This is a genomic window from Bradyrhizobium sp. UFLA01-814, from assembly GCF_046718885.1.
GTDB lineage: Bacteria > Pseudomonadota > Alphaproteobacteria > Rhizobiales > Xanthobacteraceae > Bradyrhizobium > Bradyrhizobium elkanii.
Window position 1 is genome coordinate 15,106 of sequence record NZ_JAQOSR010000074.1, and the last position, 24,661, is coordinate 39,766.

The 24,661-nt window shown below is 62.4% G+C and carries 18 protein-coding genes; 9 read left to right on the forward strand and 9 right to left on the reverse strand.

All coding sequences use genetic code 11. The features are described 5' to 3' along the window. Position 1: 1 nt before the first annotated feature. The 8 genes from tssH to PMN64_RS22485 all read right to left on the reverse strand — a co-directional run bounded on the left by tssH (position 2) and on the right by PMN64_RS22485 (position 10,378). The gene (tssH, locus tag PMN64_RS22450) at positions 2-2,638 is read right to left on the reverse strand and encodes a type VI secretion system ATPase TssH (RefSeq protein WP_411782211.1); all 2,637 of its coding nucleotides are present in this window, start codon (positions 2,636-2,638) and stop codon (positions 2-4) included. A gap of 98 nt (positions 2,639-2,736) precedes the next feature. Continuing rightward, on the reverse strand, positions 2,737-3,801 hold the full coding sequence (gene tssG / locus PMN64_RS22455; protein WP_411782212.1) for a type VI secretion system baseplate subunit TssG: 1,065 nt from the start codon (positions 3,799-3,801) through the stop codon (positions 2,737-2,739). Then, the gene (gene tssF / locus PMN64_RS22460) at positions 3,765-5,732 is read right to left on the reverse strand and encodes a type VI secretion system baseplate subunit TssF (protein WP_411782213.1); all 1,968 of its coding nucleotides are present in this window, start codon (positions 5,730-5,732) and stop codon (positions 3,765-3,767) included. Before tssF ends, tssG begins: the two co-directional genes overlap by 37 nt. Before the next feature lies 1 nt (position 5,733). Further along, a complete protein-coding gene (gene tssE / locus PMN64_RS22465) occupies positions 5,734-6,282 on the reverse strand; it encodes a type VI secretion system baseplate subunit TssE (RefSeq protein ID WP_028339373.1) in 549 nt (182 codons plus the stop codon). A gap of 68 nt (positions 6,283-6,350) precedes the next feature. After that, positions 6,351-6,836 carry an Hcp family type VI secretion system effector gene (locus PMN64_RS22470; protein WP_016843423.1) on the reverse strand — a complete coding sequence of 162 codons (486 nt, stop codon included), beginning with the start codon at positions 6,834-6,836 and terminating at the stop codon, positions 6,351-6,353. Positions 6,837-6,888: 52 nt separating this feature from the next. Beyond that, positions 6,889-8,391 (reverse strand): type VI secretion system contractile sheath large subunit, encoded by a 1,503-nt coding sequence (tssC, locus tag PMN64_RS22475; RefSeq protein ID WP_018272201.1) that lies wholly within the window; start codon positions 8,389-8,391, stop codon positions 6,889-6,891. Positions 8,392-8,407: 16 nt separating this feature from the next. Then, complete coding sequence (tssB, locus tag PMN64_RS22480; protein ID WP_028339370.1) at positions 8,408-8,935, reverse strand: type VI secretion system contractile sheath small subunit; 528 nt, start codon at positions 8,933-8,935, stop codon at positions 8,408-8,410. 129 nt (positions 8,936-9,064) lie between these two features. After that, the gene (locus tag PMN64_RS22485; RefSeq protein WP_411782214.1) at positions 9,065-10,378 is read right to left on the reverse strand and encodes an ImpA family type VI secretion system protein; all 1,314 of its coding nucleotides are present in this window, start codon (positions 10,376-10,378) and stop codon (positions 9,065-9,067) included. A gap of 351 nt (positions 10,379-10,729) precedes the next feature. On the opposite strand from PMN64_RS22485, the gene PMN64_RS22490 reads away from it, so the two are divergent. The 9 genes from PMN64_RS22490 to PMN64_RS22530 all read left to right on the forward strand — a co-directional run bounded on the left by PMN64_RS22490 (position 10,730) and on the right by PMN64_RS22530 (position 24,345). Beyond that, complete coding sequence (locus tag PMN64_RS22490) at positions 10,730-12,598, forward strand: type VI secretion system Vgr family protein (protein WP_411782215.1); 1,869 nt, start codon at positions 10,730-10,732, stop codon at positions 12,596-12,598. Between the two features lie 5 nt (positions 12,599-12,603). After that, positions 12,604-13,167, forward strand: a complete 564-nt coding sequence (locus PMN64_RS22495) for a DUF6931 family protein (protein WP_016843428.1) — start codon at positions 12,604-12,606, stop codon at positions 13,165-13,167. A 12-nt stretch (positions 13,168-13,179) separates the two neighbouring features. After that, positions 13,180-14,556 carry a type VI secretion system-associated FHA domain protein TagH gene (gene tagH, locus PMN64_RS22500; RefSeq protein ID WP_411782216.1) on the forward strand — a complete coding sequence of 459 codons (1,377 nt, stop codon included), beginning with the start codon at positions 13,180-13,182 and terminating at the stop codon, positions 14,554-14,556. Positions 14,557-14,604: 48 nt separating this feature from the next. Then, on the forward strand, positions 14,605-15,942 hold the full coding sequence (gene tssK, locus PMN64_RS22505; RefSeq protein WP_411782217.1) for a type VI secretion system baseplate subunit TssK: 1,338 nt from the start codon (positions 14,605-14,607) through the stop codon (positions 15,940-15,942). A gap of 308 nt (positions 15,943-16,250) precedes the next feature. Further along, positions 16,251-17,465, forward strand: coding sequence for a type VI secretion system protein TssL, long form (tssL, locus tag PMN64_RS22510; protein ID WP_411782218.1), 1,215 nt, complete (start codon positions 16,251-16,253; stop codon positions 17,463-17,465). A 45-nt stretch (positions 17,466-17,510) separates the two neighbouring features. Continuing rightward, a complete protein-coding gene (tssM, locus tag PMN64_RS22515) occupies positions 17,511-21,062 on the forward strand; it encodes a type VI secretion system membrane subunit TssM (RefSeq protein ID WP_411782219.1) in 3,552 nt (1,183 codons plus the stop codon). Continuing rightward, positions 21,059-21,760, forward strand: a complete 702-nt coding sequence (tagF, locus tag PMN64_RS22520; protein ID WP_411782220.1) for a type VI secretion system-associated protein TagF — start codon at positions 21,059-21,061, stop codon at positions 21,758-21,760. Before tssM ends, tagF begins: the two co-directional genes overlap by 4 nt. A 6-nt stretch (positions 21,761-21,766) precedes the next feature. After that, positions 21,767-22,543, forward strand: coding sequence for a PP2C family protein-serine/threonine phosphatase (locus PMN64_RS22525; protein ID WP_411782221.1), 777 nt, complete (start codon positions 21,767-21,769; stop codon positions 22,541-22,543). After that, positions 22,540-24,345, forward strand: a complete 1,806-nt coding sequence (locus tag PMN64_RS22530) for a serine/threonine-protein kinase (protein WP_411782222.1) — start codon at positions 22,540-22,542, stop codon at positions 24,343-24,345. The genes PMN64_RS22525 and PMN64_RS22530 overlap by 4 nt, the downstream gene beginning before the upstream one ends. Positions 24,346-24,353: 8 nt before the next feature. Here PMN64_RS22530 and PMN64_RS22535 read toward each other — a convergent pair. Beyond that, a partial coding sequence (locus PMN64_RS22535; protein WP_411782223.1) for a DUF4424 family protein occupies positions 24,354-24,661 on the reverse strand: 308 nt, incomplete at its 5' end.

The window sequence follows — 24,661 nt, forward strand, 5'->3', positions numbered from 1 at the left end:
GTCAGTTCCACGAATATGCAAACTTGTCGTTCACGATCGAGACGTGCGTCTGCTTGACCTCCTCCTTGGCGAGAGACTTGCTAAGGAATTCGCGCGACAGTTCGGGCAGCAGCGTGTTGGTGATGATGTTATCGATCATCCGCCCGCCGGAGTCCGGATCGTTGCAACGGGATACGATGTGCTCGACGACTGCATCGTCGTAGCCGAAGGCAGCCTTGTGGTTATCGCGGAGGCGCTGTCCGATCCGGTCGAGCTGCAATCTGACGATGCCGGCAAGCATCTCGTCCGAAAGCGGGAAGTAGGGGATCGAGACAATGCGCCCAAGCAACGCGGCGGGGAACACCTTCAGCAGTTCCGGCCGCAGCAGCCTGGCGAGTTCTTCCGGCTCGTTGCGATACTTGGGATCGCGCGCCAAGCTCATGATGAGATCGGTGCCGACGTTTGTGGTCAGAATGATCAGCGTGTTCTTGAAGTCGATTCGCCGACCGTTGCCGTCTTCCATGACTCCCTTGTCGAACACCTGAAAGAAGATCTCATGGACGTCGGGATGGGCCTTCTCCACCTCGTCGAGCAGGATAACGCTGTAGGGCTTGCGCCGGACCGCTTCGGTCAGCCGACCACCTTCACCGTAGCCGACGTAACCCGGAGGTGCGCCCTTCAAGGTCGAGACCGTGTGCGCCTCCTGGAACTCCGACATGTTGATCGTGATCATGTTCTGTTCGCCGCCATAAAGGGTTTCGGCAAGCGCGAGGGCAGTTTCCGTCTTGCCCACGCCGGACGGTCCGGCCAGCATGAAAACGCCAATCGGCTTGGACGGGTTGTCCAACTTGGCGCGGCTGGTCTCGATTCTCTTGGCAATCATCGTCAGCCCGTGGGACTGGCCAACCACGCGGCGATTGAGAATCTCGGGCAGCTTCAGAACGGTTTCGATTTCGTCACGCATCATTCTGCCGGTCGGAATGCCGGTCCAGTCGGACACGACAGAGGCGACCGACTGCTGGTCGACATGGGCATAGATCATCCGCTTCTCCGGATTGATGCCCTCCAATGTCTCGAACTTGCCGCGCAACTCGACGCGTTTCGTGGCTCGATCTTCGTCTGCGTTCTCGGAGAGGATTTCGCGAATGCTGCGGATGTCCTTGACGAGTTCCTGTTCCTTGGCCCAGTCGGCCTCCAGGCCGGTCAGCTTTTCCTTCAGCGCCGCTATGTCGCCGTCGATCGCGGTGATGCGCTCGCTGTTCTCGTCCCCGAGATCGCCGTCGCTGACCAGCGCCGATCGCTCGGCCTCGCGTGCCGCGATGGCGACGCGAGCGTCCTCGATCAGGGCCGGCGTCGCGCTCTGACTGATGGCGACCCGCGCCGAAGCCGTGTCCAGCAGGCTGACCGCCTTGTCCGGCAGCTGCCGAGACGGAATGTAGCGATGCGACAGGTTGACCGCGGTCACGATCGCGGCGTCCGAAATGCGAACGCCGTGGTGCTTCTCCATCGGGCCGAGGAGGCCGCGCAGCATGATGCAGCAGGTCTCGACATCCGGCTCATCGACCTGGATCGGCTGGAAGCGTCGTGTGAGTGCGGGGTCCTTTTCGATGTACTGGCGATATTCTGCCCAGGTGGTGGCGGCGATGGTCCGCAGCGTGCCGCGGGCGAGGGGAGGCTTGAGGAGATTGGCCGCGTCGCCGGTGCCGGCCGTACCACCGGCCCCGATCAGCGTGTGAGCTTCGTCGATGAACAGGATAATCGGGGTAGGCGAGTTCTGTACCTCGTCGATCACCGAGCGCAGGCGCTGCTCGAATTCGCCCTTCATCGAGGCGCCGGCCTGCATCAGGCCGATATCCAGCGCGCAAAGCCTGACGTTGCGCAGTGGCGGCGGCACCTCGCCGGCGGCAATGCGCTGGGCGAATCCCTCGACCACGGCGGTCTTGCCGACGCCGGCTTCGCCGGTGAGGATCGGATTGTTTTGCCGCCGGCGCATCAGCACGTCGATCAGTTGGCGGATCTCGTCGTCCCGCCCAAGGATCGGGTCCATCTGGCCCGACCGGGCCTTTGCCGTGAGATCCTGGGAAAACCGGTCGAGCGGTGTCGTCCCCTTGGCATTCGCCCGGTCCGCACCATCGGTGCCGGCACCGGCCAATCCGGAGCCGTCCATCGGACGCATGGTCTCCTCCTCGGAGCCTGCCCAGATGGCGCGGTGCTCCGCAGCCAATGCGTCGACATTTATCTTGGCGAATTCCTGCGAGATGTTGTTGAGCGCACGACGGATCTCGTTCGATTTCAATCCGGCGACCAGGAGATGGCCGGTGCGGATCTGAGTCTCGCCGAAAAACAGCGTGGCGTAGTGCCAGCCACGGTCGAGAATATCGATCACCGAATTGGCGACGCCCGGCATGTCGGTTTCGTTCTTGCGAAAACCGTTGATGACGCCTGCGAGGTCCGACAGCAGCCGCGCGCGGTCGAGCTTGTAGTGATCCACCGACAGGCTGAGATCGGTCCGCTCCTGTTGCAGGATGTGAAACAGCCAGTGCGCAAGCTCGACGTTACGGTTGCTGGCGCTCTTGGCGTGGCGCAGGGCCTGTATGAAGGCGTCGTAGCCGGCCCGGTTCAGTTTGCCAGTCACGGCCTCAAGGCTGATGTCGGTCACGATGGCGCCTCCTGCTCAATCCCTGGACGATGCCGGGGTCGTCGCGGAAATCGGCTCGAATTCCCATGATGTTAGGACAATCGGAGCGATGCTTAGGTTCAAATCGGCGGCGCATCCGCCGCAGCGCTTCGCCGGGCTCTCAGACGTTCGGCAAGATGAAAGCGTGCATCGCGCCGATACTCCTCGGTCGAGGCCCAGTTCGGCGAGACCCAGCTGGTCCATCCAAGGCGTCCGCTCTGCCCCAGCTTCATCGGGACGACCGCTCCAGCCGGAATGGCGAGTTCCACCTCCCACTCGAGTTCGTCGCCGATATAGAAGTAGACGGCGTCAGCCAGGGGCTCGGACAGGTTCGGCGCCTCCGTGGGCAGGAACTGCTCGTATTGAGCAAAATCCTTCACGAACACGCGAACCCTGATCTTGTCTTCGACGCTGAACACGCGCGAGCCCAGAAGCGCGTCGTGGCCGAGCTTGGCGTGCGTCCCGCCGAGCCGGCTGCAATGGCTTGGGTCGAACGGGAGCCAGGTTCCAACGAACTCGTCGATCTCGGCCCTGACTTCGAACAGCCCTTGCAGGAGCCGCGCCAGTCGCGATGCGGATTTCGCTCTGGGTGAAACCAGTCCGGCGAAACTCAGCTTCGCCATGTCGGGCACGGTATCGCGATCGGCAAAAATATCGGAGCCGAGGCCGGCGAAGGATCCGACATAGGCAATGAAGCGGTCGTCGGATGGGCGATCGTGCTGGGCGATCGGCCGTGCATCTGCCCAGGCTCGAAAGAACAATTGCAGGAAGCGCCCGTTCAGCAGATCGAGAAAGCGGGGGAAAGCGTCATCCCGCATCAACTGCCAGCCGACGCTCTCATCGGTGGTGGCCAGCGGCAGCGCGCCCTGCGGTCCGAGCAGGCCGAGGAATTTGACCAGGATTCTGAGCCTGCCATCACGATCGTCGACCGAGCTCAGATTGGAGGCGGGAAATTCCAGATAGGGTGTTTGACCGAGGTCGACAAACTCCTCGCGACGCGCTGCACTGTCGCCGATCCGCGGCCGATCCGGATTGCATCGCTCGAGCTGGCGGAGCGTCTGAAAGAAATCGAACCGCCAGGGCTCGGCCTTCATCTGGTCGATTAGCGTCACAGCGGCCTCCGGGTACCCATGCGGGCAGGCCAACGCATGATCTCGCCGCGCTCCGGGGTCGAGATGACGGTCTGGGTGAAGGTGTTGAAGCCCGAATAGTCGGCGAAGAAGCGTTCCAGCACCGCCCCGAGCAGGAACACGCCGCTGCCCTCAAATGCCTTCTCGTCGAGCGTAACCGTGATCTCCAGGCCGCGCGCTGCGCCACTGCCGGTACGCTCACGCACCCGCCGCACCACGGGCCTGCTTTCGACGCTGCGCACGCCACGAATCTTTCGCTCGGTCGCGTCGTCGAACTGATCGGCGAACAGGGACAGCATCTCGCGCAACGAGCCGGCGTTCTTGCCGCCGCTGCGTTCCACGAGGCCGAGATAGTTCAAACTCAGCATGTTGATCAGGCGCCAACTGACGACGCCGCTATTGGCGATTTCGCTGCGGCTGCGCAACTGCGCCACCACCGGCTCGCGTGGCCGGGTGGGACCGGCTATGCACATCAGCTCGAGCGAGGTGTCGTCCAGCAGGCGAAAGTCGGCTCCGCCCTGGCCGACCGGCAGATGTTCCGTGAGATGCCGGTTGGAGCACAGCGCCCGGACGCTCAGTTCGGCGGCGGATCCGCCGCCGCTCGGGTCGCCGGGCTCGAGCAGCGAAAGAAACATGTCCGTCCCGGTGTAGTCGGAGGCCGCGCCATAGGTCTTCTCTTCGACGGTGCGGCGCCGCGGCAGCCGGCGAACCGTAAAGTAAAGTCCCTCGACCGATCCGGCTGTCCTGTCGACGGCGGCGGAGTACAACGGACGCACGCGGCGCTTGTCCTTTTCCGCCGGAAAGTGCGCATAAACCTCCAGCACCTGGTGCGGCTCGTACTCGAGATAGCGACTTCGGTCGGGTACCACGTGGTATTCGTAGGTATTCGACTTGATCGGGATGCGATCGCTGGTCTTCTCGAACAGGTTGATCGCCGGGGCGGTATAAAGACTGAAAGTATCCGCCCGGACCGAGGCGGCGAGCCGCGAGTTGTGCTCATCGAATGCGAAGACGATATCGATGGACTTGCTGCGTAACCGCGGCATCACAGCGCGAAGTTGCGTCAGATTGACGCCAAGGAACTTGCGCGGAAACACGAAATATTCCCGCAACAACTCCGAGCCGCGAAAGACCCGGTTGTCGTTCGGGAACAGGGATTCGTCCTCGCTGAAGCCGACTTGCTGAATACAGTCGTTCGGAGCCCGGATGACGACCGGATCGCCGAAATCGTCGAGATAGCGAAAATAGAGTCCGACGCAGTTCGAGGTCAGTTGTTCGTAAAGTGCGATGGCATCCGACTCTGCGCCAGTCAGGTAGATGGGCAGTTCGCTGGTGCGGCAGCCGGCGAACCAGGTGTCCGGCTTGTTGCGAGTCTCCGCGTCCGCCGGCTCCTCGTCGAGCCGCGCGGCGGTGCGGTGCGTCAAGGAGAGCCTGAGCCCCGCGATAACTTCTCCGCCGACTGGAATCCCGAGGGCCTGCAACGCGCCCGCGGTCGCAAAATATTCGGCGCCGGTGACATCAAAGGGCCAAAGTACGATATCGCGGCAAAGCCGGAACCGGCAGGCGAGGCTCCGCTCCCTTTCGCGATAGTTCGCGTCGAAATAGGCGCCCCGCGCAATCTTCTTGCCGTCGCGCAACGCCGGATCGGCGTAAGTTGGTTGAATCTTCACCAGCATGGCAGACGGAGTTGGCGCGAGATAGTTCGGAACCAACTGCTCAAGCAGGTTCGCCGTGAATTCGGGAAACTCGTGCTTGAGCTTGAGCTGAACGCGAGCGGCGAGAAATGCAGCGCCCTCCAACAGGCCTGAGATCATCGGATCCGAGCGGTCGCGGACCAGACCGCCGAGGCGCTCGGCGATGCCGGGATATTCCTCGGCAAAACCCTCCGCATGCTCGTACAGCAGCGACAGTTCACGATTGTAAAAGTCGAGGAACTCGCGATTCATGTTACAGTCGGTTGATCTGTATATCGCCGCTGTCGAGGTCGACGTCTGCGACGAATTCCACGGGCACGTTGAGCGGTTCGCATTTCAGGTCGGAATGCACGACGAAGCGCAGCTTGAGCTGCTCGGCGCCCACGGAGGTGTCGCGCCGCACCCGGATGGACTTGCGATCGAGTCTCGGCTCGTAGGTCGTAAGCGACATGCGCAGGGCATCGCTGAGCTCCTCGTCGGTGACTTCGTCGATCGAACGGTTTGCGATATCGGGGAAACCATAGTTCAAGATCGAGGTGCGGACGCAGCCGCGACCCGTCAGGTCAAGCGTCGATTCGAGGGCAATGGTATTGAGGAGTGTTTCGACGTCCTGCGAAACCTCGCGCCTTAGCAGCGTCTCCGAGATCGGGAAACGACCCGCGCTGCGCCGTCCCGCTATGACTCGCTCGCCGAACTGATCCCGCAGTTCAAGTGGTTTGCGCGCATCGCGCGCGTCATGAGCCGCACGAAAGGCCAGCATCAATGGCGGAGAGAGCCGGTCCTTCCTTGGCGTAACGGTCATTGACGGTCCCCGTACAGCTGGCGCCGATTGCCGCTATTGGCAACCGGCGCCGGGCAGGAAGCTTGCGATCAGGCCCATTCCTTGTTGGCCGCAACGTCCCATCCGAACACCGGAGACGCGCCGGCGCCGCCTTTTTCGGTCTGGGTCTTGTAGGTCATTTTGACCTTCTGGAAATTCAGGCTGACGTTTTCGGTGAGGCGATCCTCGCCGTGCGATCCGCCCGTCGATACGCTGGAGACCAGAACGTGCTTCATCTCGATCTTGAGATACTCGAGCGGGTGCTCACCGGCCTTGCGTACCGTGAGAATGGCGCTGTCGATGTGCTTGCCATTCGCGCAGACCTTGAAAAGCTCGGGTGTCGCCTTGTCCACGAAGTGCGTGAAGTGGAGGTCTTGAACGGCGACCTTGCCGGCGCCACCGCCCGAACCGCTGTGGAACGTGCCGCTTTGGCTCTCGCCGAACGACCAGCTCAAAATGTCGATTTCGTCCTTGTGTTTGTCGTCGAGCGACTCGCCCTTGATCGGATCGAGTTTCAAAAAGATGTCGACAGCCATAGCATAGCCCTTTCAGAATGCTCTGATGATAGACGGTTGCGATAGCGCGGCGTCAGGAGCTCGGGCCTGGCAGGCGCGAAACAAGACTGAGACCGACGTCCATCGCTTCCAATTGAAAGTGGGGACGGAGAAAGAAGCGCGCGTTGTAATATCCCGGGTTCTCCTCGTTTGCTATGACCTCAACCTTCGCAGCGGCCAGCGGCTTGCGCGCTTTCTGAGCTTCTGACGACAAGGCCGGATTGGCATCAACGTATTCGTTGATCCAGGTCTGCAGCCAGACCGTCAGCTCATCCTTTTCCTTCATGGATCCGATCTTGTCGCGAACCATGCACTTCAGATAATGCGCAAAGCGGGATACTGCGAACATGTAGGGCAGACGTGACGACAGGTTGTCGGACGCGGTTGCATCCACGCCCTTGTCGCCGAAATACTTCTTCGGCTTATAGAGCGACTGGGCGCCGATGAAGGCGGCCTTGTCGGTGTTCTTGCGATGGATCAGCGGGATGAGTCCCGCCTTTGCAAGCTCGTGCTCGCGACGATCGCTGATGGCGATCTCGGTGGGGCATTTCAGGTCGACGCCACCGTCGTCGGTCGGGAACGTATGCGTCGGCAGGTTGATGACCTCGCCGCCGGACTGGACGCCGCGGATGCGCGTGCACCAGCCGAACTCCTTGAAGGCGCGGTTGATGTTGACTGCCATCGCATAGGCTGCGTTGATCCAGCCGTATTTGTCACCGGTGTGCCCGTCCGTCTCCTCTTCGAAGGCGAACTCTTCGACGGGCTCCGATTTGGCGCCGTAGGGGAGGCGGCCCAGCGCGCGCGGCATGCACAGGCCGAGATAGCGCGAGTCGTCCTGATCGCGCAGTCCCTTCCATGCTGCGTATTCCGGCGTGTCGAAAACCTTGCCGATGTCGCGAGGGTTGGACAGTTCCGTCCACGAGTCCATTCCCATCAGCGTAGGCTCGGCGCCGCTGAAGAAGGGGGCGTGCGCGGCGCCGGCGATCTTGCTGAGATCGCGGAGCAACTGCACGTCGGTGGGAAGGTGGCTGAAATAATAGTCGCCGATCAGGCAGCCGAACGGCTCGCCGCCGAGTTGGCCGAATTCGTACTCGTAGATCTGCTTGAACAGGGGGCTCTGGTCCCAGCGCGCATCGGGATAAAGCCGCAGATTCCGATACAGCTCGTTCTTGGAGACGTTCATCACCCGGATCTTGAGATTGGCGTCGGTCTCGGAGTTGAAGACGAGGTAGTGGAGGCCGCGCCAGGCACTTTCGATCGCCTGGAATTCGGGCGCGTGCAGGATCTCGTTCATCTGCGCGGTCAGCTTCTGATCGATCCGCGCGATCATCTCCTCGATGGTGTCGAGCACGTCCGACTTGATGACGCTCGTGTCCTTGAGCGCCTCCTGAACGAGCGTGGACACCGCGTTCTCGACTTCGGTCGCCGCACGTTCGGTGCGCGGCTTGAAGCTTTGCTTCAGCAGGGCGGCAAACTCGTCAGCCTCGACGGTCCCGACCTTGGTGGTGGTCTCTTTATGGATTGCTTCTTTTGCCATGGTCCCCATTCCTTCCTTAGCTGTTGGTGTCGGCGTCGGTGGACTGGCTGGTCGCGCGCTCGCGCAGTGCGGCCATCAGTTGAGGATCGGCGAGGAGCTTCTTCAGCTGGTCCTCGGCGCCCACCTTGCCATCCATGTAGCGCAGCAGGTTGGCGAGCTGTTCGCGCGCTTCGAGCAGCTTGGCCGTCGCCGGCACCTGGCGGGCCACCGCCACCGGCGTGAAGTCGGAGATCTTGTTGAAGCGCAGGTTGACGGAGATCTTTTCGTCAGACCCGTCGCTGAGACGATTGGCGACGCGCGCCGTCACGCCGGGCTGGATCGCCGCCATGCGGTTGTCGAAATTGTCCATGTCGAACTCAAGGAACTTGCGCTCCTCGACCTTCGTCTTTTCGACGCCGGGGTTGTTGCCGGAAAGATCGGATAGGACGCCCATGACGAACGGCAGCTCGATCAGCCGCTCGGCGTCGTAGGGATCTTCGTAAGTGATGTGCACGCGCGGTGCGCGGTTTCGGCGAATGAATTTTTGACCGCTGTCGGTTGCCATTGGGTTGCCCTCTTCACAAAAAAATCTCTGCGGAAGCCGACTTGCGCGACGCAGGCAGGGGAAGTGCCTCGGTCTTTCGTCGGCGGAGCTTCCTTCCGTTCAGTTAGTCCCGTCGAACGGAAGGCGGGTTCAATTCGATTTATCGATCGCCTTCAGAGCGCCCTCGGGCAGCACTTCGTTCAGCAGGCTGAGGAAGTCTCGCTGTGCGAGTTCGCGTGCGCGATCGACCAGGAACGGGATCGGGCTGGACGGTTCTGCGGCCCGGAAGAAGGACGCGACCTTGCTCAGCAGGTCCAACGCCTGCGCTCTGTTTTCTGCCGCAAAAACAGCATCTTGAGCCTCGTTTTCGGCCGCGGATGGGAGCGAGGTGGCGAATTCCGCCATGCGTTCGATCGGCAGGTCGAAGACCTTGTCGCGACCGATATTGATGGCGGCGGTCTCCACGTGGGCCGGCATCAGCATCCGCATCACTTCGATAAACGATTTGCCAACCATGTCCTGCGCCTGCCGCACCAGCAACAGCGCCGGGCTCGACGGTTCCTTCCGAGCGAAGTAGTCGGCAGCCGCCGCCAGCGCTGCGGATGCCTGTCCGGGTGACGTCACCGCGCCGGCGATTTCAATCGGAAACTGCGGGCCGTCTTGACTAGACGCGTCCGGGGATGGGGCAGTTGCGGCCGGATCGCGTGCGGTGACCAGAGTCGCGAGCCAGCTGGCCATGCCATTCGCGACACCCGCCAGCCTGTCGAGACTGATGGGTTGCCCCGAGTTCAACTTTTCGTGCCAAACCGATTTGATGCCGGCGATCTCGGCAGCGACCGCCGAACAGCGGGCGCTCACCGCCTTGAGGGTGTCGAGATCGGTCTCGCCGACGATGCGCTCGATGGTTCCGAGATCTGGCATGTCGACATCGGCATCGGCGGCGGGAATTTCGCCCTTGGCAATCTGATAGGCACGGTAGTTGAGGCTGCCGTGCCTTCGATTTTCGATCAGGGGGAGGAATTGGAGCGGGTTGATCACCGTCGGAAACACGTCGATCGCCTCGATGGTGACGGCCCGAAAAGCATAGTCGCCGTCTTCGCCCCTTGGGTGAACCGCGTCCCATTGTTCGCGGAGCAGCAGGGTGGTTGCCCTCAGGCAGCTGAGGAAGCCATCGAGATCGCGGTTCAGGATGGAAAACTTGGCGAGCAGCATGGTCAGGCGCAGATCGCGGGTGCGAGCCAACAGGGGCTGCGCAGCGGCGAACTGGCCGGCAATATCGATGGCTTTTGGATCGAAGCGTCCGCGCTCTCCGTTCGCGTTGACGACCTCGAAATACGACATCGGCAGCAGCGATTCCGCAGCTGCGAAGAAATTCAGGTACTGGACGTCGCCGGCCGCATCGAGGTCAGGCCCGCAGGGATTGTCCGGGTCGATGGGCTGGGTCAGGAATACGACGTCGAGCATGCAAAGAGGATCCGTCTGCGGGGCCCTGATCCCTCCACCAGGTCCGTGACATCTGGCGGATCACGCGGGGGATCATGATCCGATTGACTGTTAGGTCAGATCAACGCCGGCCTCGGTTCATTCCCGGCATGATGGCGGTTTCCCGTGAACCAGCAAGCGCTTGGAACCGACTACATGAGTGCCGCAGCGGTTTCCTCGGGCGGGTGCTTTGCCGCGTCAGGTGACGGCGACGCCGGGCGGACTTGTCGGCCATCGCACCGATGGCCGGCTCGGATTTCGGTTGTTCGTGCTTGACCGCCCGATGCGCCGGTTGCGCAGCTGGTGCGGTCAACGAGGGAGTTTAACGCCCACATGGGCCAGCTTACCCAGGATACCCGCCTCTGCGAGCTCAAGACCCCCCTTGGCAAGGACGTTCTGGTTTTTGCCCGGTTCGAGGCCGCCGAAGGTCTGAGTGAACTGTTCGAATATCGCATCGAGTGTCTCAGCGAGGAGGCCGATCTCGACTTTGATCGGGCCATTGGCAAGCAGTGCACTCTCACCATCAAATTGCACGAGAAGGAACGCGAGTTCAGCGGCATTCTCACGGAAGCCCAGTGGCTGGGGGTGAAGAACGACTATTTCAGTTACCGGATCGTGCTGAAGCCCTGGTTGTGGCTGCTGTCGCGGACCACCGATTGCCGGATCTTTCAGGACAAGAAGGCGCCCGACATCATCAAGGAGGTCTTCAACGAGCGCGGCTTCACGGATTATGAGTCCAAGCTTACCGAAGAGGGCTCATGTCCAAAGCTCGAATATTGTGTTCAATATCGCGAGACCGATCTGGATTTCGTGTGCCGGTTGATGGAGCAGCACGGGATCTACTACTTCTTCAAGCATGAAGGCGGCAAGCATACGCTGGTGCTGGCTGACTCCAAGTCCTCGCATAGCCCAATCAACGGTCTCGCCAAGATCCCCTACATCCCGCTCACCGGCTCCGACCGTCGCGGCGAGCAGCACATTTATGAATGGGCTTCCGAGCGCCGGTTCCGCACCGGGAAGATCGAGCTCAACGATTACAACTACCAGAAGCCCAACGCGCAGATGATCAGCGACGCCAAGGGCTCCGAGCACTACACACGATCCGAGATGGAGTTCTACGACTATCCTGGCAAGTTCAAGGAGAAGTCCGACGGCGAGCGATACGCGAAGATCCAGCTTCAGGCCGAGCAGGCGATGGATCGGCGCCGCCGCGGCAACGGCGACGCCGTCAATCTGTTTCCCGGCGGACTAACCAAGCTCGAGAAGCACTCGAAAGACTCGCAGAACGTCGAATATCTCGTGGTACGAGCCGCTCATTCGTTTTCCATCGAATCCTATCGCACTGGCGGCCCCGGCGACGCCGGACAGCACGTTTACTTTGGCAGCTACGAATTTCTGCCAAGCGATCGGCCGTTTCGATCTCCCATGACGACGCCGAAGCCGAGGATCAACGGCATTCAGACGGCCAAGGTCGTCACCAAGGACGACAATTCGAGCGAGGAAATCGACGTCGAGTCGCTGGGCGAAATCTATGTTCGCTTCTTCTGGGATCGAAAGAAGAAGCGGTCGTGCCGGTTGCGCGTGGCGCAAGTCTGGTCCGGCAAGCGCTGGGGCGGTCAGATCATCCCGCGCGTCGGGCAGGAGGTGGTCGTGGAATTCCTGGAGGGGGATCCCGACCGGCCCCTGGTGATAGGGACCGTCTACAACGATGAATACAAGTTGCCTTACGACCTGCCGTCCAAGAAGACGATTGCGGGTCTGAAGTCCGACTCGACCAAGGGAGGCGGCGGCTACAACGAATGGAACTTCGAGGACAAGAAGGGGTCCGAGAAGATCACCGTGCACGCCGAGAAGGACTACGACGTCACGGTCCGCGACACCGAGACCAGGATCATCGGCGAGGCGGCGTTCGGCGGCGATACCCGCAAGACCACGCTCAAGAACGGCAACGACAAACTTGATATCCAATTGGGCGGCCAGCACATCAAGCTGGCGATGGATCAGTCCGTCGATGCAGGCCTGAGCATCACCCTCACGGCCAACGTCAATATCACTCTGCAGGTTGGTCCAAGCCAGATCATCCTGTCTCCAGCCGGCATCGTCATCAACGCGCCGACCATCACCATGACCGCGCAGGCCGCCATGGCGCTCGCGGCCGGCGGCCCGCTGGTTGCCCACGGCACGCCAACCATTGTCGGCTGACAGCCATGAATCAGGTTCGGTTCAGCACAGTCCACGATCTGTTTGAAGCCTATCCGCTGGCCCGCTACGACGTCGGCAAAGCCGCTCCGGACAAGTTGTCGTTGGATTTCCTGCAGGAGGCGGCCGATGCGGGCAACTGGCACCAGGCCGTATCCTTCTGCGCGTATCTGCTCCCCAGGCGCGTGGCCGTCGCCTGGGGCTGTCGCTCGTTGCGGCAGATGTTCGACCATTTCGACGGCAATGAAGGCAGGTCGCTCAATTTTGCCGAGACCTGGGTCCGGCAACCGGACGAGCAATCGCGCAACAAGGCTTTGGCGGTCGGCAATGCCAACGATCCCGAGCAGCCGGCGACCTGGCTGGCGCTGGCGGCGGGTTGGTCTGGCGGAAGCGTGGTTCCCGCGGAATTTGCACCGGTCGAAGCCAAGCCGGATCAGACGGCGCGAGCGGTTCGCGCAGCCCTTTTGATCGGCCTCTGTCGGCTTACCCGTGAGTCCAGGGACCGGATAATGACGGCCTGCCTGGAGGATGGTATTCAATTGGCACGCGGCGAACCGCGCCCTCCACGCTGACGAGACGATGTGATGGTGCTTCGCTTTAACATCGAGAACGAGCCGAACCTTCCAGACGGCGGCCCTGTGTCATTTACCGTCACAGGAAGGCGCTCGGTCGACATTGGCCGGGACCGCCATCTCGACTGGACATTGCCCGATCCGGCACGGATGATTTCGGGGAAGCATTGCGAGATCCATTATCGCGACGGCGGCTACTGGTTGCACGACGTCTCGACCAACGGCACCTTTCTCAATGGTGCCGACCAGCGCATACGGGGAGCGCATCGGCTGCGTAACGGCGATCGGCTCGTCATCGGCCACTATGTGATTGGCGTTTCGCTGGACCTGGATGAGCCTGCCGAGGGCACGCCGAGCCATGGCGCGCAGCAGCAAGCTCCGCTCGCTCAGCAGCACGCCGATTACCAGGAACTGTGGGCTCCCGGTCGCGACGTGCCGCCGCCAATCGACCCGCAGCAGCTGCGAAAGCCGCGCGAGGCCGCGCGGCCCGTCAATCCGGAATTCCTGGACTGGGCAGCGAGCGTTCCGCCGGCGGGCGTCGATCCTGTCCGGCATTCGCCACAGATGCCTCAGCGCGAGCCGCCGCTGCACGACGACATGAGCTGGGCAGCCGGTCCGGTCGCCACGCCAAAACCGCCGGTCGATGTGCTGCACGCGATGCCGACGCCGCGCCGACCGTCGGTATGGGCCGACGACGAAGCGGCTGTCCCGCCACCGCCGGCTCCCTCACCGGCAGGGCATGTGGGAGCGCCGCGGCCGCAACTGGCCGAGCCGGCACCGGCCACGGCCGCGTCGATCGGCAATCCCGAGTTTGCGCGCCTGGTCGCACGTGCTGCCGGACTGCCGGACGGTTTCTTTGCCGACAAGACCGAAGCCGAACTCGCGGAACAGCTTGGCGTCATGCTGCGCATGACCGTGGAAAACCTGATGGCCCTGCTGCAGGCGCGGACCCAGGCCAAGCAGCTGACGCGCAGCACCAGCCAAACCACCATCCAGGCCATCGAGAACAATCCGCTGAAATTCTCGCCGACCGCGGAAGACGCGATGCGTATCCTGTTCGGGCCGCCGACGCGCAGTTACCTCGATGCGCCGCATGCCTTCGCCCAGGGCTTCAAGGACCTCAAATCCCATCAATTGAAGACCTATGCGGCAATGCAGCATGCCGTCCGGGGACTGATCGCCAGTATCGATCCGACGCTAATGGCGCGCGAGCTCGAGCTTCAGCGCGGCGCAAGGTCCTTGTTTGGCTCGAACAAGAGCAAGCTCTGGGATGAATTTTTGACGCGCTGGAACGCGCATCTCGGTCGCGACGAGAGCGCGCCGATCGATACCTTCATGCTGCATTTCTCCGAATATTACGACCGCGCAGACAAGCCGGGGTCAAAGTGAACTGTCGGTGACGATGCAGTCGCCGATCATTGCCGAGTGGATGTAGGAATGTCCTGGTACAGCAAAGTTTTCTGGTCGGAAGGTCTGTTCCTGCGGCCGCATCACCTGCAGCAGAACGATCGCTATCTCGAGCATCTGCTGGAAAAGCGCGTTCGCTACACGACACCGTACCCCTGGGGCTTTGCCCAGCTCGAGATCGATAACGATCTTACCCAGCAGAGCAAGTTCGCCGTGCGCAGTGCGACCGGCGTCATGCCGGACGGCACGCCGTTCGATATTCCTGCCGACAGTCCGATCCCGGAAGCCATCGAAGTGCCGGATTCGGCCGCAGGCCAGATCGTCTGGCTGATGATGCCGGTCGCGGCGCCCAATACGCGGGAGGTGGATGAGGATCGCACCGACAGCGCAAGTCGCTACGTTCGGACTGCCGAAACGTTTATCGATTCAACCTCGGCGCTACGCATCGAAGAAGAGATCGACATTGTCTATCCGCGGCTCTCGTTCGAGCTGCGCAAGACGAGCAAGCCGGGATACATGGGTCTCGGCATCGCTCGCATCCTCGAAGTGCGCGACAAGAATATCCTGTTCGACGACAAGTTTGTGCCGCCGATGCTGGTCTGCGCTGCGCATCCGGTTGTCGATGGCTGGCTCAATCGAATCATTGGCTGGGTTGAGACCAAGCTCGACGAGTTGGCGCGCTACGCCGTCGACCCTTCGTCCGGCGGCGGTTTGCAGAGCGTCGATTATCTCGTGCTGCAGGTGCTGAACCGGACCATTCCGGTGCTGACTCATTTCAAGCGGTCCGGCAGCGTACATCCCGAGCGGTTGTACGAGGAACTACTGAGGTTTGCCGGCGAGCTTGCGACCTTCGCGACCACCGAGCGGCGCGCACGGGACTACCCGGCATATGATCACAACAACCTCGAATACGTCTTCACGCCCCTGGTGCGCGACATCCAGGATTTCCTGAGCGCGCGGCTGGGCAGGCGGGCGATTCGTCTGGAGATCATTGAACGCGCCCAGAACGCATTTGTATCGCCGATCCGCGATCGCGCGCTGTTCCGGAATGCGACGCTGGTGCTTGAGGTCGCCGCGCGGCGGCCCCTCGTGGAGATTCAGAATGAATTCCCGCATCTGTTCAAGGTCGGGCCCAACACAAAAATGACCGAGATCGTGCACGCAAACCTGCCGGGTTTGACCCTGGTGCATCTGCCGACGCCGCCACCGCACATCCGAGCCATCACTGACCACGTCTATTTCTATCTCGATCGCAAGTCGCCGCTGTGGCCCGAGTTCAGCACAGCGGCCTCAATCGGGATGCATTTTTCCGGCGACTGGCCGGAGCTTGAGTTGTACCTTTGGGCCATCCTGGAAGAGCGGCCATGACCGACAGGGACAAGCCGGTTAATCCTTTCGGTCGGGGTGAGCGGACCATCATCCGTCCGAACCCCGGCGGAAAGATGCCGCCGGCTCCGGCTCCTCAACCTCCGGCAGGCGAGGGACCTGCCAGCCGTCCAGGGTACTCGCCATCGCCCATGGCTTCGCCGGGTGGCCCTTCGCCACCGCCTTCATTTTCTCCTGCACCGCAGAGCGCAAGCTACGCCGCCCCGCCGACCAGCCAGCCCTCAGAGGAATGGATTTCGACACCGGCGCAGGCTCAGGCGACGCAACCGATCCTGCCGCCCGGTCCGCCCTTGCGTGTCGACGATCTGGTTGCGCCAAACGCCAATCCGGTGATGCGCGCCGGCGGCCCTTTGCTGCAGTTGCTTGGCCGGCTGCGTGTAGCACTGATGCGGGCGTCATTCGCGAGCCTGATGGAGCAGGTCGCCGACGCCATCAAGTTCTTCGAGAAGGATATCCGCTCGGCGGGCATTTCCGAGCACCAGGCCAATACCGCGAAGTATATCCTGTGCGCGACCGCCGACGACATTGTGCAACACATTCCGACCGACGATCGACACGTCTGGGCCCAATACTCGATGCTTAGCCGGTTCTTCGGCGAGCGCGTGGGCGGCGTACGCTTCTTCGAGATTCTCGACCATTTGAAGACCGATCCGCTTGTCAACTATCCGGTGCTCGAACTGCAGCACGCCTGCCTTGCGCTCGGATTCCAGGGCATTCACCGGACGTCGCCCGGCGGGCTTGCGAACCTCCAGGTGATTCAGCGCAACCTCTATGAAACGCTGCGCCGGGTTCGGCCCAAGCCGACCAATGATTTGTCGCCGCACTGGCGGGGCCAGGCCTTGGCCGGTCGGCGGAAGCACTTGCGCATTCCGGTTTGGCTGGTGGCGGCTGTGATCGCCGCGCTGCTGACGGGATCCTATTTCGTTCTGCGAACGTTGCTGGCTGGCCGTGCAGAGAATGCTGCGCAAGTCGCGCTGGCATTGCATCCCGGCGATCCGATCGAGCTCAAGCGCCGCGTCGTTGCGCCGCCGCCACCACCGCCTCCGCCGCCACCGCCGGACCGCATCACCCAGCTGCAGCGCATTCGCAACGCGCTTGCACAGGAGAAGACAGCGTGCGCCATGACGGCGGATCAGACGGCGAGTTTCATCGTGATCAGGGTGTGCGATCTCGCATTGTTTGCCTCTGGCCAGGCAACCATCCTGGATGGTTTCAAGCCGATCGCGGCCCGCGTCGCGGCGACGCTCGACAAGGAGCCCGGCCGAATCCGGGTGGTTGGCCATACCGACAGCTCGCCGATCCGCACCGTGCGTTTCCCCTCGAATTTCGAATTGTCGGTCGAGCGCGCCAAGGCGGTTGCCGCCGCGCTGAAGCCCGGCCTGGCCGATGGTTCGCGCGTCGATGTCGACGGCAAGGGATCGGATTCACCGATTGCCAGCAATTCGACTCCGGAGGGCCGCGCCAAGAACCGTCGGGTCGAAATCTTCATCGAACGTAGCGAATAGGCGGACGCCAGAAGCTCACGCGATAAGCGACAGGTACCGGTAAATATGCTCGCCAAGGACATACTACGCATCGTTCTCTATGGAGTCGGGCTCAGCTCGCTTGGGGCCGTGATCTACCTTGCCGGTCCTTTCGTTGCTTTCGGCGACTGGCATCCGTTGGAAAATCACATCGTCCGCCAGATCGCAATCCTGCTGCTCGGTGCCGCGGCAGCAGGCATCACCGGTCTTCATTTCTTCAAGCGACGCAAGAATGCCAAAGAGATCGCCGACGGCGTCAGCGGTGCGGACCAGGCTGTCAGCGACGAGCCGGTGCTCAAGGAGCGCATGAAGGATGCGCTCGCAACGCTCAAGACCGCGAGCGGCAACAAGTCCGGTTATCTCTACGATCTACCCTGGTACGTCATCATCGGCCCGCCAGGTGCGGGAAAGACCACCGCGCTGGTCAATTCGGGGCTCAAGTTTCCGCTCGCGCGCGGAGCGACGCCGGCGGCGATCGCCGGGGTCGGCGGGACTCGCTACTGTGATTGGTGGTTTACCGAGGAAGCGGTGCTGATCGATACCGCCGGTCGCTACACAACCCAGGATTCAAACAGCAAGGCCGACAAGGAAAGCTGGCTGTCCTTCCTGGACATCCTGAAAAAAAATCGGTCGCGCCAGCCGATCAACGGCGTTCTCGTCGCAATCAGTCTGGAGGACGTGCTGACGCTGCCGAAGCAGGAGCTCGCGCTTCATGCCGATGCCATCCGGATGCGGCTCCTCGAGCTGCATCAAAGGCTGAAGGTGAGCTTCCCGGTCTACGCGCTGTTCACCAAGGCCGATCTCGTTGCCGGTTTCACCGAATATTTTGCCTATCTCGGCGAGGCCGGCCGGCGCCAGGTCTGGGGGGCCACCTTCCAGACCGCCGACAAGACCCAGAATCTGGTGGGACAGGTCCCGGTCGAGTTCGATCGCCTGCTGGAACGCCTGAGCGAGGAAACGCTCGACCGTCTGCAGGACGAGCCGACGCCGCAGCACCGGGTGCAGTTGTTCGGTTTCCCGGCGCAGATGGCGCGGCTCAAGCCGCAAATCCACGATTTCCTCAACCAGATTTTTGAGCCGACGCGGTATCACGTGAACGCCAATCTGCGTGGGTTCTATTTCACGTCGGGCACCCAGCAGGGTACGCCGATCGATCAATTGATCGGATCGTTGGCGCGCACATTCGGTGCCGAGGAGGTCGGTGCCGGATCGTACTCCGGAACTGGCAAGAGCTATTTCCTCGCCGATTTGATTTCGAAGGTCATCATCGGCGAGGCCGACTGGGTCTCGACCGACCGTGCTGCGGTGCGCCGCGCCCTGATCTTCAAGGCTGCCGCGCTGTCGGTGATAGGTTTGGTGGCGATCGGGCTGATCGGTGCGTGGCTGACCAGCTACAAGCGCAACTCCGAGCTGATCGAGCAGAGCTTGCAGGCGGACAACGAGTATGCAACCGCCGGTGCGCCGCTCATCAAGCAAACGCTGATCGCCGATCATGATCTCGACAAGGTGCTGCCGCTGCTCTATCGGCTGCGTAACGCCCCGGCCGGCTATGCCTCACGGAATGAGCCGGTAGCACTTTCGGCGCGCTACGGGCTCAGTCAACACGCGCGCCTGTTATCGCCCGCGAAGGCGGCCTATCACACCGCGCTTGAGCGCATGTTCAGGCCTCGCTTGCTATACCGCCTGGAAGAGCAGCTCAATGCGCGCATCAACGAGCCTGCCTTCGTCTATGAGGCGCTCAAGGTCTACCTGATGCTCGGCGGCCTGCAATCCCCGGACCGCGAGCTCATCCGTTCCTGGATGCAGCGCGACTGGGCGGACAACCTCTATCCTGGCGCGACCAACGCGGAGGGGCGGCGCCTGCTCGATGAAAATCTCGTCGCCATGTTCGACCTCGAAACCGAGCAACCGCCGCTGGTCGAGCTTGACGGACGGCTGATCAAGCAGGCCCAGAATTCATTGGCGCGCCTCAGCGTGTCGCAACGCGCCTACGAGTTCCTGAAGTCGGAGGCTCGTGGATCGACCGCCGGCGACTGGATCGCCAGCCGCCGGGGCGGTCCGGACGTGGCAGTTGTCTTCGAAACCACGACTGGGCAGCCCTTGGACAATGTGCGGGTGCCCGAGTTCTTCACCTACAACGGCTTCAATCAGAAGTTCATCGCTCGACTGCCCGGATTGTCGGAGCGTATGAAGCGAGAGCGGTGGGTCTTGGGTGACGCCGGCCAGCAATCGGCGATCGACCAGCAGTATGACAATCTGGCTGGCGATCTGCTCAGCATCTACTCCAATGAGTTCGTGACGACGTGGCGGACTGCGCTCGGCAGTCTGCGTCTGAAGAAATTGCTCGCGGACAAGCCGAAATACGAGGTGCTGAGGGCGCTTTCGGCGCCGACCTCGCCGATGCGGCAAATCCTGGAGTCGGTGCGCGACGAGACGATGCTGACCAAGGAACGCCCCAAGCCGGCGAACGGCGGCACGCCGGCCGCGCCGCCCGCGGTGACCACGCCAGCGCTGTTCAACAATGCCCAGGACGGTACGCCTGGCGCGGCGATCGAGTCGCAGTTCAAACCCTACCATGCAGTGCTTGAAGGGGAGAGCACCCGCCGGCCGATCGACTCGACGATCGCAAACCTGAACGACATCGCGCAAAATCTGACGCTGATGGTCGAGAATCCGCAGCTGACGGCGCAAGCAACGGCGGGGCTTCAGACCCAGGTTGCAGCGCTGCGCAACAATGCCTCGCGTATGCCGCCACCATTTTCCGATATGCTGCGGGCGGCGGCCGCGGAGTTCGAAGGCAGCATCGCCGCCTCCACCGCCGGTCAGATTCTGCAGTCGTTGCGCGATCAGGTCACGCCGGTCTGTCAGCAGACGGTGACCAACCGCTACCCGTTCGTACGGAGCAGTGGTCAGGAAGTCCCACTCGCGGATTTCGCCAAGCTGTTCAGCCCGAACGGTGTGATGGACAAGTTCTTCAGTCAGTTCCTGGCGCCTTATGCGGATACGTCGCGATCCGAATGGGTCTGGCGGAAGGAGAGCCCCGTCGGCCGATCGTTCTCGCCCGACACATTGAAGCAGTTCCAGAATGCCGCCTATATCCGCGATGCCTTCTTCCAGACTGGCGGCGGTGTGCCGGCGGTGTCCTTTGCGATCCGGCCGCCGGCTGCGGCCGGACCGGGCATCACAGTCAAGACCGAGATCGGCGGTACGACGATCACGAGCCCAACCACACCAGGACCAGCGGCAACTCCCTCCATGTTTGGCGCGCCGCAACCCGCTCCTCCGCCGCCGCCGCCGCAGAGCAATTCACCGACTACGGTGCTCTGGCCCGGCCCATCGCCGCGGACGGCAATTTCGGTCAGCAACGAGACCGGCTCGCCATCCGTACTCGAGCGCATCGGTCCCTGGTCATTGTTCCGAATGCTGGAGGCCGGCTCGCTGGTCGCCAAGGCGGAATCCGCCAGCGCAACGTTCATTGTTGCCGGACGTGAGCTCAACTATCAGATTTCGACCGGGTCGTTGCGCAATCCGCTAAACCTGTCAGTGCTCCGCGAGTTTCGTTGCCCGACCGGAATATGACCATGCGATGCGGCTTATTCGGCAAGATCGGCGCGAAGCGTGATTTCATCGCGATCGCGACGCCGCGCAGCTTCCTGGAAGTCTGGGAGCCGTGGGTGCAAGCTGCCATCTCCGCGAGCCGCCATCAACTCGGCGCCGACTGGCAGGAAGCATTCCTGACCGCGCCGATTTGGCGATTCTGGCTTGGCGGAGCGATCTGCGGCACCACCGTCGCAGGAGCGATCATGCCGTCGCTTGACGGCGTGGGGCGATACTATCCGTTGACGCTGCATGCGGTGCCGGATGGCGACGCCGCGCTGCCGCCGCCGCACATCGATCCGCAGGACGGGTGGTATGGGCAAGTGGAGACGTTCCTGCTCTCGACCCTGGACCGGGCTGCGACGTTCGAGCAGATCTCCGATGCACTGGATCGTCTCGCGCTTCCACGTCTGCGGACGCCGGGAACTGATGGACCGCCGATCGTGTCGCTGAGCGACGCGACGCTGGGAATGGTTTCGTCGGTCGATGGGTTTGCCGAGTCGTTCGGCATGCTCTGCGGCGCCAACCCTCAAGTCTATGCTGCGGCCAGTTTCTGGTGGACCGCCGGGGGCGAAGGGTTCTCGCCGATCGCACTCTGTTGCCGCGGATTGCCGGATCCGTTTCACTATTCCACGTTGCTGACCGGCGACGTTGGCCGCGAAGTGTCCGGGACGGGATGACGCGCGATGGTACACGTCCCCTCCTTGTTCGATGTCGGTAGCGTCACTCACGCCGGACGGGTGCGGGCGCGGAACGAGGATTCATACCTGGTAAGAACCGACGTCGGCCTGTGGGCCGTCGCCGACGGTATGGGCGGTCACGAGGCAGGCGATCTTGCCAGCCGCATCGTGGTGGAGTCGCTTGATTCCATCGGCGCGCCGGACTCCGCGGCAGACCTGTTGGCGCAATGCGAGGCGCGTCTGTTCAGCGCCAACCAGCAGATTCTGGCACTCAGCCATGCAAGGCAGGGTGCCATTGTCGGGACCACAACGGCTGTCCTGCTCGTACGCGACGGCCATTACGCCTGCATCTGGGCGGGTGACAGCCGGGTGTACCTGATCAACCGCCACGGCATCACACAGGTGTCGCACGATCATAGCGAGTTGGAGGAACTGATCGCTGATGGCGCGCTATCACGCGAAGAGGTCCATGACTGGCCGAGCAATGCCATCACCCGGGCCGTTGGTGTCGTCGCCGACCCCGAGCTTGAGGTGGTGACCGGTCCGGCCGAACCGGAAGACATCTTCGTGATTTGCAGTGACGGCCTGACCCGACACGTGCGGGACGACGAGATCGAGCAGCACGCGGCCACTCGCCTTGCCCAGACAGCCTGCGACGACATGCTCGCGCTCGCGCTTGAGCGCGGCGGGCTCGACAACGTCACGATCGTGATCGTGCGATTGCTCGCGCCACGGTCCTCAGAGCCCACGAGGACGCCGCTCGATCAGGAGCCGCGACCATGACCGCGAACGATCCGTTTCGGTCATCCTACCGCGGTGTGCCGGCCGGCACGCGGCTCAACGGCATTTACGAGATCGAGGCGATGATCGGGGCAGGCGGCATGGGGGAGGTCTACCGCTGCCGCGAGATCCAGACCGGATCGCCCGTCGCGGTCAAGATGCTGCTCCCCGACATGGTCGACAACGAGGCGGCGCTTGCGCTGTTCCGGCGGGAGGCAGCGGCACTTCATAATCTTCCGCACGAAGCAATCGTTCGCTACTTCCTGTTCACGGTCGAACCCGCACTGCAGCGCCCGTATCTGGCGATGGAGTTTGTGAACGGACGCTCGCTGTCGAACATGCTCGACGATGGGCCGCTGACCTTCGAAGCGCTGATCAAGTTGATGCAGCGGGTCGCATCGGGCCTTCAAGCCGCTCACGAGCACGGCATTGTCCATCGCGATGTCTCCCCCGACAACATCATCGTGCCGCTCGACGATGTGAGGCGGGCGAAGATCATCGACTTTGGGATCGCCCGGTCAACGCAGATGGGTGACAAGACCATCATCGGTTCCGGCTTCGCCGGCAAGGACAATTACGCGTCTCCGGAACAGGTCGGCCTGTACGGCAATGATGTCACCGCGAAGTCCGATGTCTACAGCTTTGGTCTCGTGCTGTTCCATGCCTTGACCGGACAAAAGCTCGATATGGGCGGGAGCCAGTTTCAACTGGTCGAGAAGCGTCGGCGTGTGCCCGATCTCGGCGCAGTCGACATGCGCATCAGGCCACTTCTCGAGAGGATGCTGCAGCCAGACCCGGCCTTGCGCCCGACCATGGCGGAGGTCGCCAACTGGACGCCGGCGGGTTCGGCGCAGCCGTCCGCAGCACCGCTCTACGGCTTCGATCCATTGGCGAAGTCGCAGGCTGGTATGTCTGCGCCGCAGGAGCGGGCGCCATCAACCACGCGGAACTCCCGCCGCATCTGGCTCGGCGCCTGCGTCGCGGCGCTGCTGCTTCTGCTGGGCGGCGGTGGGTACACATTCTATAAATTTGTCTGGAGGACATCGGGCTTGGCGGCTTTGCCGCCACCTCCGAAACTCGCCGGGACATCCACGCCGCCGAGCGAGCCTGCTCCGCCACCCCCGACACGTCAGGAGCCGGTGAAGCTGCCGTCTCAGCCGACGTTGACGCCGTCTCCGTCCCCCGACGGGCCGGGTCGAGCCGAGCGCATCCGCAAATATGTCGCCCAATATGCGGGCGGCGACTGCTTCTTCATCCTGCCTGTTGCCGTGAGCTCAAGCGCAGCCGTCATTGAAGGCTTCGGCGCTTCGACCGCCCCGTTCGATACCTTCGACAAAGCGTTTCGAAAGGAGCAGGGATTTGAGGCTTCGGTCGGCGTCAGGCAGGTGAATCAGGCACAATGTCCGGCCGTCAAATTCCTCAGTCAGGTCGGAAGCGATCAAGCGCGTGCGCCGCGCATCAACCTGTCGGCGACGGAGCTGAAGGCCGGCGAGACCCTCAACGGGACCGTCGAAAATTTTGCCAACCGGGTGGTGGAACTGCTCATGGTCTCGGATCGCGGCGAGGTGCGCAGCCTGTCCTATCTCCTGAAGCCGGGCGTCGACTCGCTGTCCTTTGCCCTGCCGATGGAGCGCACGACCGGTCCGCAACTCCTGTTGGCCGTCGCAGCCCCGCGGGTTCTGGATTCATTGCGCCAGCCGCGACCGATGGCTGCCGACACATTCTTCCTGCAGGCGACGAGCGAAGCTCAACGCGGCAACGTGGCCATCACCGCGGCTGGACGCTATGTCATGCTCACCAATTGAGCCGGCGTTCAGAACTTGCCGATCATCAAGATCTTCAGGTCGGCATCCGGCTTGAAGTCGCTTGCCGTGAACTGCCGTGCATTGTCGGCAGATGAGGGCTTGAGCCGGCCAGGACAAAAACTGACCAGACGGTCGTCGCCGCCGGGATCGATCGTCAACGTGAAGGACCGGATTGGACCCGCCCAGTTCGCACCTGTCTTGAGCACGTAGGAAATGCGCCGCTCCTGCAGCTTTGCGGTATTGGCCTGGCTGTCACCTGTGCGCTTGTCCAATTCGGCAAGGAACGCATACGTAACGCAATAGTCTCTCCTGTACC

Coding starts and splice junctions, on each gene's coding strand:
- tssF (WP_411782213.1), bottom strand. CDS start 5,732: ATGAATCGCGAGTTCCTCGACTTTTACAATCGTGAACTGTCGCTGCTG.
- tssE (WP_028339373.1), bottom strand. CDS start 6,282: ATGACCGTTACGCCAAGGAAGGACCGGCTCTCTCCGCCATTGATGCTG.
- PMN64_RS22470 (WP_016843423.1), bottom strand. CDS start 6,836: ATGGCTGTCGACATCTTTTTGAAACTCGATCCGATCAAGGGCGAGTCG.
- tssC (WP_018272201.1), bottom strand. CDS start 8,391: ATGGCAAAAGAAGCAATCCATAAAGAGACCACCACCAAGGTCGGGACC.
- tssB (WP_028339370.1), bottom strand. CDS start 8,935: ATGGCAACCGACAGCGGTCAAAAATTCATTCGCCGAAACCGCGCACCG.
- PMN64_RS22485 (WP_411782214.1), bottom strand. CDS start 10,378: ATGCTCGACGTCGTATTCCTGACCCAGCCCATCGACCCGGACAATCCC.
- PMN64_RS22490 (WP_411782215.1), top strand. CDS start 10,730: ATGGGCCAGCTTACCCAGGATACCCGCCTCTGCGAGCTCAAGACCCCC.
- PMN64_RS22495 (WP_016843428.1), top strand. CDS start 12,604: ATGAATCAGGTTCGGTTCAGCACAGTCCACGATCTGTTTGAAGCCTAT.
- tagH (WP_411782216.1), top strand. CDS start 13,180: ATGGTGCTTCGCTTTAACATCGAGAACGAGCCGAACCTTCCAGACGGC.
- tssK (WP_411782217.1), top strand. CDS start 14,605: ATGTCCTGGTACAGCAAAGTTTTCTGGTCGGAAGGTCTGTTCCTGCGG.
- tssM (WP_411782219.1), top strand. CDS start 17,511: ATGCTCGCCAAGGACATACTACGCATCGTTCTCTATGGAGTCGGGCTC.
- tagF (WP_411782220.1), top strand. CDS start 21,059: ATGACCATGCGATGCGGCTTATTCGGCAAGATCGGCGCGAAGCGTGAT.
- PMN64_RS22525 (WP_411782221.1), top strand. CDS start 21,767: ATGGTACACGTCCCCTCCTTGTTCGATGTCGGTAGCGTCACTCACGCC.
- PMN64_RS22530 (WP_411782222.1), top strand. CDS start 22,540: ATGACCGCGAACGATCCGTTTCGGTCATCCTACCGCGGTGTGCCGGCC.